Source organism: Streptomyces sp. NPDC030893, from assembly GCF_055571535.1.
Window position 1 is genome coordinate 1 of record NZ_JBVIFC010000034.1, and the last position, 8250, is coordinate 8250.

Genomic DNA, 8250 nt, shown 5'->3' on the forward strand with positions numbered 1-8250 from the left:
CCTCCGCCACACCTGCCGCGACCACCAGCGACCCCTCACCGCCCTCGGGCTGGCCTGACGAACCCGGACACAACATCACTTCTCAAAGACCCTGCTCTTCCCTCGGAGGAGGTCGTGACCGACCGCCAGGAGGAACAGGGCGAGCAAGGGGCCGGAGGTGATTTCCACGACCTGCTCAAGGCCGCCGCGCTAACGCTGCCGGCCCCCTTGCAACTGATACGCAAGGAGACTTGGACCGGGATCCCGGCCAAGACCAACGGTCAAACCGTCCGCCCGCTGCAGGACGAGGCAACACGGGCCTGGAACCTGCATACCGCCCTGTACTACAAGGCCGGTGGGACCCCCTGGCGCATGCAGCGTCACAGCTCCGACCTGGCCACCTGCTACGTCGGGGTCAGCTTCTACCGCAGCGCGAGTGGAAACGAGCTGCACACGGCCGTCGCCCAGGTGTTCAACGAACGCGGCGACGGCGTCGTCGTCCGCGGCGGAACCGCGCAGGTCTCCAAGACCGACCGCCAGCCCCACCTGACGCTCTCAGACGCCCGGCAGTTGCTGCTGGACGCCCTAGCCGAGTACCGCACCACCCACGGCCACCAGCCCGCACGCATCGTTGTTCACAAGACCTCGAACTTCACCGCCAGTGAGGTCGACGGATTCCACGAAGCCGCCGACCTGCGTGAGATCGACCATGTCGACCTGCTGTGGATTCAGCGGCGCGGCGCCCCACACCTGTACCGCACCGGCCAACTCCCCCCGTTGCGCGGCACCAGCGTCCAACTGGACGCTCGTTCCCTGCTCCTGTACACCCGCGGCTCAGTGCCGTACTTCCGGACCTACCCCGGCCTGTACGTCCCCCAGCCACTGCTGATCCGGCCCGCAACACACGGCACGGATCTACTGACCGCCGGCATGGACATCCTCGCCCTGACTAAGATGAACTGGAACAACGCCCAACTCGACGAACGTGACCCCCTCACCTTGCGCACCGCTTACCGAGTCGGTTCGATCCTCAAGCACGTCCTGCCCAATGCCCGCATCGCCACCCGTTACGCCTACTACATGTAGGCAAGGGCGCACTCAACAGCTCTAGCATCCTCAACAGCGCTTTCGCGACGCAGCACGCCAGGCCAGGCTTCTGTAGGCCGGAACCGGTCCGGTTTCCACGCTCAACGCGCCCTCCGTGCGGCGTAAAGACGTATAGGTCGAGGATGTCAGGGCAGGGGCGCTACCCGGGGCCGACATCCTGGACCCAGGCAGCGATGTCCTCGGTGGCGTCGAGGTCGTTGCCGAGGTCGAGCCAGACAGGGCGGGCGCCAGCGGCGTGTGCGGCGGCGGAGGCTGGACGACGATCACGTTGGCTTATTCGCACACGTCGAGGCAGTCCGAGACGCGAACGGGGGCGTTGGCCAGGCACGCGATCTGCCAGTCGTGATCGGCTTCGGGCACCTTGGTGCTTCCCCAGCAGCAGTCCCGGCAGACAACGATGCGGAAGGGTGCCGGTGCCGATCGAGGACCGCGCGGGTGCGGGTGTCGACCCGCACCAGGAAGATGCTCCGGTCAGTGCCGTGACCGAGAGCAGGCGGGCATGGCCGGAGCCGGTGAGGGCGCTCGTGGCGTGCGGGAGGATCAGGGACACGAAGCCGATCACGCCGACGCAGCTGACCAGGGCGGCGGTGAGCAGCGCGGTCGCCGAGAGCAGGGCCAGGCGGGTGCGCGCGAGCCGTACCCCAAGCCCGGCTGCAGCCTCCTCGCCAAAGGCGAAGGCGTCCAGGGTACGGACGTACTCGAGGCAGACGGCCGGGACATCGCAGCTACCACACAGCCGACGGTGCCAACCGTCGTGAGACCGGCGCTGGTGGATTGTCCGGGCACCCGATCAACATGCGAAGGCGGGGACGGAAGCTCAGTCTGGGACGCCCCCGCAGTCCTTCTCCTTATGGCCTGCCACATGGCTCATCCACAGCACTACGTCACAGATCCGCAGTGCCGAAACCGTCTCCGGGACACCAACGCCATCCCGCAACGAGTGCAGCTGCTCATGCAGAGCATTGCCATCGGCAGCAAGCGCTGCCCTCAGCGACAGCCAGAAGGACTCCGGGTGTCCGACTACACAGCGCACCACCTGGTCGTAGACCGGCAGAAGGCGCGGACGCTTGCGGGCCAGAAGCTTGTTAGTCGTCACCCAGCCAAGCCCCTTCTCACCTTTGAGGAGGTGCCAGGCCCGGTCGGCTGGAGAACCGGGTTCCAGCAGAGTAGGTTCTGCGTTCGCCATGTCTGTATCGGCAGGTATTTGGTGAAGTAGGGCTGAAATCTCCCCGGCGAGGTGGCCCTCCAACAAGGCGAGCGCTGCCGGGGGCGGCACCTGAACGGAAAGCGTCTGAACGGCGATCAAGTCTGCTGCAGTGACAACGTTGGCGATGTCGGCTCGGTCACCCCCACCGTCCAGGTGCTCGAAACGGGAACCCGTAAAGGAAGGCGTGACGACGCCATCGACCACATCGAGGCCAAAATAGCGCTCCAGGTCGGCCGCCGCGTCCGCAGTGGACAGCAGTGCGCGCAATCGCTCAGCGAAGCTGACAGATGCCATGTCAACTCTCCTTGCGTAAATTCGGTGGTGGAATGACATTTGAGGGTAACGGGCGACACCGACAACTCCACGGCCCTCGAGTTGCACTTCGCTCACCTGGACAGCTGCGGGCGCTGCGGCCCGGGAACGCCGGCTCCAACACCACGGCCGACACATCGAGACTGCCCGGATCATCCTGGACCAACTACCGAAGACCTACCGGCGCGGACGCCGGACACTCATCCGCACCGACTCCGGAGGCGACATCCATGACGGGCCTTGAGTCAACGCCCTTCGATCACAGACCGGAGGTCGTGGGGGTGCTTGGCGTTCTTGCTGCTGTTGCAGCGGCGATGCGCGGCACGCATGTTGCTGTAGACGTGATGGCCGCCCAGGGCGAGCGGCATGTGGTGGTCTACGGTTGCGGCCTGCGGATCGAAGCGGTCGACGAACCGTGGTATTTCACCGCCGCATAGTTCGCATCGCCAGCCCGCTGCCTCGATGATCTCAAGTGGGTCCACGTCTTCGAAATAGGTGCCGGCAAGGGCTCTATAGGCGGCAGTGGACCGGAAGCTGGCTATGCGTGTGGCCGGTGAGCTGTTGATGAACGCCGGCACCGGCTCGCTCAGGTCAGGACGACATGAGTCACCGCAGTACTCCTCCTCGGAGGACGGATTGAGTTCAGCCGAACAGCCAGCGCACTGGCGGCTGAACCAAGATTCCTGCGCCTTGGCTGCCAGATGCTTGTGGAGCCGTTGCAGAAAGGGACGGTTCACAGTTCTGCTCCGTCCGGCCCATAGACGGGATGCCGCCCGCAGTCGCAACTGCGGGCGCGGCGCAGACTGATGCCGAATTGGCTCGGGCGCGGGATCCTGATCGCCACGCCGTCGATGCCTTTGAGGAGTACGCAGGTATCTCCGAAGACGTTGACGAGCTGCTGCAGCACTGTCTGGGCCGTCTCCTCCGACACTGCGGGGGTAAGAACCACCATGCGCTTGCTCTGCACTCTGTGACCAATCCCGTGCAATGCTTCGGCGACCTGGTCGCCGACCAGCTGGAGATAGTCCACTTCACACATCTGCTGGAGCTTTCCACCGGGCAGCGCGCTCGCGGCCTCCACGGTCTCTTCACGGATGCGCCGCTCCCGGTCGATTGCCTGCCGAGCGGTGTCAGGGGCATCAAGGATGTCAGCAGCCATGCTGGTGGAGAAACGTTCGCTCGGCTCACGCGCAACGGTGACATACACGTCTGTCAGGTGCGCGGCCCTGCTCTGTGTCTTTGTGCGAGCTGTGGAGGCCGCGACCCGCGCGAGCCTGGTGGCTGCCTGCCGCAAAATTCTCTGCTCTTCCCGAGCCAGCTCGTTCGTGTTCACCCTGAATTTCGTCCGTAGCCTGGACAACGCCTCCGCGTCGAGTCCGACGGAGTGTGCTGCCTCAGCTTCCAACTGGTCGAGCAGCGCTTGTTCCTCACTCAAGGACGGCGGTGTCGGCTCGGACTTGGCAGCGGCAACGTGCGTCGGTGCGACCCACAGAGGCATGGCCCACTTCTGCCGTTTCCGGGTACGGTCGATGAAGAAGCCGAGCTCCTCACCCCCTACGGCCTGTGTGGTCTCTTCTTCGGCGATGGTGAGCAGCCCGGAGCTCGCTGCCTTTTCCAGACGTGTCACCCGAGCCTTGAGTGTCTTGACTCGCTCCATGCTGAGAGCGATGGGAACTAGCCCTCGCAGTGAGTGGAACGGCAGCTCGTCGAACATGGTCCGACGACCACCTTCGTGAGGTTCTACCGTGCGGCGCCGGGCCACCCTTGACAGCTCGTTGCCAGCGTGCAACAGGAAGGTGAGCGAGACACGGGCGGCTTCCTCGTGAGGGTCCACCTCATGCGTGTGAGGCAATGCTTTGACCAGCTGACTCAGACGATCGGCCTCGTGCAGCAGGTAAGCGAGTACGCCTCCCGGGCCTTGCCGCACGGGAGCTACGCGGAGCTTGAGACGGAAGTCGCTGTCTATGCCCTGAAGGCAACCAGCGAGAACTTCGCGTATCCGACTGTTCGTCGAAACAGCATCTCGATCTACTCCGTCGCGCTCGTCGCTCAGCAGCCGTACGGCTTCAGCAAGCGCGGCAAACAGGGGCCTTGTGGTGCTCTTCATGGTTGACACGGCCCGATACTCCCAGACCAACTAATGCGACGCGTGTGAGGTGGCGGAGTTCGAGGAGCCAGACACGGTCGTAGTCGGCAATCTGCCGGAACCTGTCCCTCCTCCATGATGGGAAGGCTGCCCTTTCGGCTACCGGGTCTCCGTCGAGACCGGGGCGAGGCGGAAGACACACTGGACCGTGTTGAACTCGATCACCTCGGCGACGAAGCGGAACTTGTCGCCAACGGCAACAGTGGCAGGGACCTGCTTGCCGGTCAGGTGCAGATTGCCGGTGTTGACGTCCTCATACTTAAAGTTCGGGCCGTCCGTCGTCTGCGGCCCCTTGTCGCCCGGGCCGAGAAGGAAGTCGTAGCGGGTCCGGTCATCCGCGTGGGCCGCCATGTGCCTGATTGACCCGTCGAAGGCGACCGTTTGCCCCGCGTGCTTGGTGGCGAAGTTCACGTTCGCTCCGCCACACGGATCCGCCTTCAACAACGTCGCGAACTCGGGGCTGTTCTGCGCCGTGATCACCTCAGCGGTGGTCGGGGCGTCTGCGGGCGGCGTAGCGGAAGACTTCTCACTGGCGGCCGGCGAACTGGCTGACGCGCCCTTCTCCTCGTCGCCGTCGCCAAGTGCAACGCCTGTGCCGATGATGGCGGCCAAGACCACGAGGGCGGCGGCCCCCGCCCCGATCAGACGCCAAGGCAGTGGCCTCTTCGGCCGACGAAAGTTGAGGGTGGTGCGAAGTCTGCCTGGGAGCTGTTCCACGAGCTCCCATCCGTCCTTCTGCATCTTCGAGATCACCAAACCGTCGGTGCCCCGAACGGTCTGCACGGCCTTGTACTCGTACTTGATCTCATCGGCCATGCGGCTCTCTGCCCCCTGAAGCGAACTGGTCATACCGACTGGGCGCGAGCATAGATGACTCCGCGGGAGACGAACGTCGCCTTCGGCCCCTGCTCTCCCGCTCGGCCGGGTCGCTCGCTGCCGCGCCTGAGCGGCGCGTCTCGGTTGCGGGTGCGGGGCATAGAGACGACGTCGATGCCTACGCCTATCCGTGGCCGTTCGGCGCTGTCGGCCGCAGGGTGCTCCCCCACGATGAGCCGCCCGACTCGAAGTCGCGATCGTGAGCGTGATCGTGTCCATGTTCCGCTCGCAACCGGCTTCGCCCCTGTCCAAGCAGGACAGGTGCTAAGGAACCGATTATGCGGCGATCGTGAGCGGGGTTTCCATCCGTTCCCAGGCCCCGAGGACGGCCTTGTGCGCATCCGGCTGCAGGTGGGCGTAGCGCTGGGTGGTCTGGAAGCTCTCATGGCCAAGGAGGTGTTGGACCTCGTAGAGGGAGACCCCTTTCTGGACCAGCCATGAGGCGCAGGTGTGGCGCATGGAGTGGGGCGGGTAGTGCGGGACGAGTTGCTGCTCGCCGTCGTCATCGAAGTAGCGGGCTCCCTCGATGGCTGGCCACCAGGTCTGTCGGCGCCAGTTACCGTCGTCGAGAAGCCGTCCGGACCGGCCCTTGGTGACGGTGGTGAACACCACGGAGTCCCGGTCGAGCCGGTATATGTGACGCTCAAGTGCTTCAAGGACATGGGCCGGGAGTGGGACCTCCCGGCGGCTCCTGGAGCTCTTGGGATACTCCTTGATGCCCCGCTTGGTGTTGACCTCGACCACGAAGAGGCGCGAGCGACGCTGGTCGATGCGGTGACGGTGAAGGCCGGAAAGTTCGCCCCACCGCAGTCCTGTATAGACGCCCAGTAGGCACATCGTCTTCCAGGGGGCGGCAAGCTCGTCGAGGATGCTCTGCGCCTGGTCGGTCGTAAACCACTGCGGCGGCTTGACGGCGATCTGAGGCAGGTCGATGCGGCGGCACGGGCTCAACGCGATCACATCGTCATCCACGGCCGCGCGCATGATGGACGAGGTCAGGTTGTACGCCCGCTTGATCGCGGCGGCGCCCACGCCCTTCTCCACCAGGGAGCGGATCCAGCTCTGGACGTCCATGCGAGTAACGGCCCGCATCTCCCAGTCCGCCCAGTGGGGCATGACGTGGTTTTTGATGGTGGAGGCGTCGCCGCGCAGGGTGCGGGGCTCAACGATGCGGGCATCCCACCAGCGATCGTGCCACTCACGGAAGGTGATTTCGCCGGCGCGTGGGTCGCGCATGCCTCCGCGGGCGGACTGTGTCTCCATCTCGGTGCCCCAGGCGCGGGCTTGCGCCTTGAGGGGGAACGACTCGCTGTACCGGCCTCCTGCCCGGTTACGTACGGTTACTTGCCAGTTGCCGGACTTCAACTTGCGGAGGTACAGGTTCTACTCCTTGCTCGACTACGGGGCTGCCGTGATCGGGATCAGCGGCGTGTCGTCGGCATGACAACGGCGCGACGGCTGAGGAACTCGTCCAAGCTGGCCGCTGGGACCCGCACACGGGAGCGGCCTGGCCCGGTGCGGAGGTCGACGACAGGCAGGTCGCCGGCTGCGATGAAGCGATAGACGGTCCGACGGTCGACGTCCAGGGCAGCGGCGACGGTGGGTATGGACAGCAGGCGTGCGGGCATAGCGGGGGCCTCGAAGTACTGGGGGAAGGGCTGGGCATCCGGCGAGACGGCTATCAGAACGTCGGCCGGTGTAAGGGGCGGTCAGTCAACCCTGTCAGGGCAAGCAGAGCTCGAACCTGCTCCTCGGAATACAGCCACTCTTCTTCCATGACTTCGACCGACATACTTTCGAACTCCTTGCGGGAACGACGGAACACGCCCGGCAGATCAGCGGGTAGTTCAATGGTCTGGAGAAACGCCGGTTTGGCTAACCGGCGATCGTCGGCTATGTTGCGCCCGGCTCGATGCCCTCGCCCCCCTGACGCACACGCGTGAAAGCGGCGCGTAGTCGCGCTGCTGCGGACTGTTCTAGGTTTGCTTGCTTCGACGCGTCATTCCAGTCAAATGCGCCCTCAATGTGTCTGCCGTCGGCGAATCAGCACAATCAAGCACCGCGTTGGGGTACTGCCAGCTTCACCAGCGCTGGGCAGTGAGGAGCTGTCTGCCGTGGGCGAATGTCACTCCCGGCTCGGCTGGAAACCCTCCCGGGTGTTCTTCGAGCACGCGGAGCCCGCCCTCGCTTTCGGCCGAGCCGGACGGATGTCCGTGCACGACATCACCAGCTATGACTGTCTGCCAGGCCGCCCACGAAGCCCGCTTCGGTTACAAGAACAAGCACTTCCCGTGCTGGACACGGGGAGTCAAGCCGGGCTCGGCGTACTACGAGACCCCGGTTCAATTCCGTTAACCGCCTGCCGCGCAGCGCTCCCGACGGAGACTGCGCCTCGACCCGGGTCCGCCAGACGATCGTGATCCCCCGGCAAATCCCTCTGCCTGAACAGACCGTCCGAAAAGCCAGAATGTGCGAAACCGGAGCGGCTGCGCTCTACTTGGCCCCCGGAATACTCGGTGTTCCCGGCGCAGGGTCTTTGAGAAGTCTCGAGGTGGGCGGTTTGCCTGCTGAGCTCCGGATGTGACGATTTGTCGCCTTCTGCCCGTGGCATGCCCTGGACGTA

General features: G+C 64.9%; 8 protein-coding genes and 3 pseudogenes. 3 read left to right on the forward strand and 8 right to left on the reverse strand.

All coding sequences use genetic code 11. From position 1 onward, the window contains the following. The first annotated feature begins 114 nt into the window (after nt 1–114). Nucleotides 115–1065: an argonaute/piwi family protein gene (locus ACZ434_RS32595; RefSeq protein ID WP_468462335.1), complete on the forward strand. Its 951-nt coding sequence runs from the start codon at nt 115–117 to the stop codon at nt 1063–1065. Between the two features lie 163 nt (nt 1066–1228). On the opposite strand, the pseudogene ACZ434_RS32600 reads toward ACZ434_RS32595, so the two are convergent. From ACZ434_RS32600 to ACZ434_RS32610, 3 genes and pseudogenes are all read right to left on the reverse strand, one after another. Further along, a pseudogene (locus ACZ434_RS32600) lies at nt 1229–1485 on the reverse strand ((2Fe-2S) ferredoxin domain-containing protein); the annotation flags it as partial. A gap of 5 nt (nt 1486–1490) precedes the next feature. Next, a pseudogene (locus ACZ434_RS32605) lies at nt 1491–1795 on the reverse strand (iron chelate uptake ABC transporter family permease subunit); the annotation flags it as partial. A 108-nt stretch (nt 1796–1903) separates the two neighbouring features. Then, nucleotides 1904–2587: a DUF6308 family protein gene (locus ACZ434_RS32610; protein ID WP_386628541.1), complete on the reverse strand. Its 684-nt coding sequence runs from the start codon at nt 2585–2587 to the stop codon at nt 1904–1906. A 113-nt stretch (nt 2588–2700) separates the two neighbouring features. Between ACZ434_RS32610 and ACZ434_RS32615 the strand changes: the two are divergent. Next, nucleotides 2701–2840: pseudogene (locus tag ACZ434_RS32615) on the forward strand (IS1380 family transposase); the annotation flags it as partial. 10 nt (nt 2841–2850) lie between these two features. On the opposite strand, the gene ACZ434_RS32620 reads toward ACZ434_RS32615, so the two are convergent. Both ACZ434_RS32620 and ACZ434_RS32625 read right to left on the reverse strand, forming a co-directional pair. Then, nucleotides 2851–3342, reverse strand: coding sequence for an HNH endonuclease (locus ACZ434_RS32620; protein WP_468462338.1), 492 nt, complete (start codon nt 3340–3342; stop codon nt 2851–2853). After that, complete coding sequence (locus tag ACZ434_RS32625; protein ID WP_468462340.1) at nt 3339–4319, reverse strand: hypothetical protein; 981 nt, start codon at nt 4317–4319, stop codon at nt 3339–3341. Before ACZ434_RS32625 ends, ACZ434_RS32620 begins: the two co-directional genes overlap by 4 nt. 171 nt (nt 4320–4490) lie before the next feature. On the opposite strand from ACZ434_RS32625, the gene ACZ434_RS32630 reads away from it, so the two are divergent. Then, nucleotides 4491–4718: a hypothetical protein gene (locus ACZ434_RS32630; protein ID WP_249956515.1), complete on the forward strand. Its 228-nt coding sequence runs from the start codon at nt 4491–4493 to the stop codon at nt 4716–4718. A gap of 132 nt (nt 4719–4850) precedes the next feature. On the opposite strand, the gene ACZ434_RS32635 is transcribed toward ACZ434_RS32630, so the two are convergent. From ACZ434_RS32635 to ACZ434_RS32645, 3 genes are all read right to left on the reverse strand, one after another. Beyond that, the gene (locus ACZ434_RS32635) at nt 4851–5567 is read right to left on the reverse strand and encodes a DUF4839 domain-containing protein (RefSeq protein ID WP_266073658.1); all 717 of its coding nucleotides are present in this window, start codon (nt 5565–5567) and stop codon (nt 4851–4853) included. A 336-nt stretch (nt 5568–5903) separates the two neighbouring features. Continuing rightward, nucleotides 5904–6863, reverse strand: a complete 960-nt coding sequence (locus ACZ434_RS32640) for a tyrosine-type recombinase/integrase (RefSeq protein ID WP_234353216.1) — start codon at nt 6861–6863, stop codon at nt 5904–5906. Nucleotides 6864–7048: 185 nt separating this feature from the next. Next, nucleotides 7049–7255 carry a helix-turn-helix domain-containing protein gene (locus ACZ434_RS32645; RefSeq protein ID WP_079080635.1) on the reverse strand — a complete coding sequence of 69 codons (207 nt, stop codon included), beginning with the start codon at nt 7253–7255 and terminating at the stop codon, nt 7049–7051. Nucleotides 7256–8250 lie beyond the last annotated feature (995 nt).

What these genes read in the sequence shown, in the direction of transcription:
- ACZ434_RS32640 (WP_234353216.1), bottom strand. Translation starts at nt 6,863, where the DNA reads ATGCGCGACCCACGCGCCGGCGAAATCACCTTCCGTGAGTGGCACGAT.
- ACZ434_RS32625 (WP_468462340.1), bottom strand. Translation starts at nt 4,319, where the DNA reads ATGTTCGACGAGCTGCCGTTCCACTCACTGCGAGGGCTAGTTCCCATC.
- ACZ434_RS32635 (WP_266073658.1), bottom strand. Translation starts at nt 5,567, where the DNA reads ATGGCCGATGAGATCAAGTACGAGTACAAGGCCGTGCAGACCGTTCGG.
- ACZ434_RS32645 (WP_079080635.1), bottom strand. Translation starts at nt 7,255, where the DNA reads ATGCCCGCACGCCTGCTGTCCATACCCACCGTCGCCGCTGCCCTGGAC.
- ACZ434_RS32610 (WP_386628541.1), bottom strand. Translation starts at nt 2,587, where the DNA reads ATGGCATCTGTCAGCTTCGCTGAGCGATTGCGCGCACTGCTGTCCACT.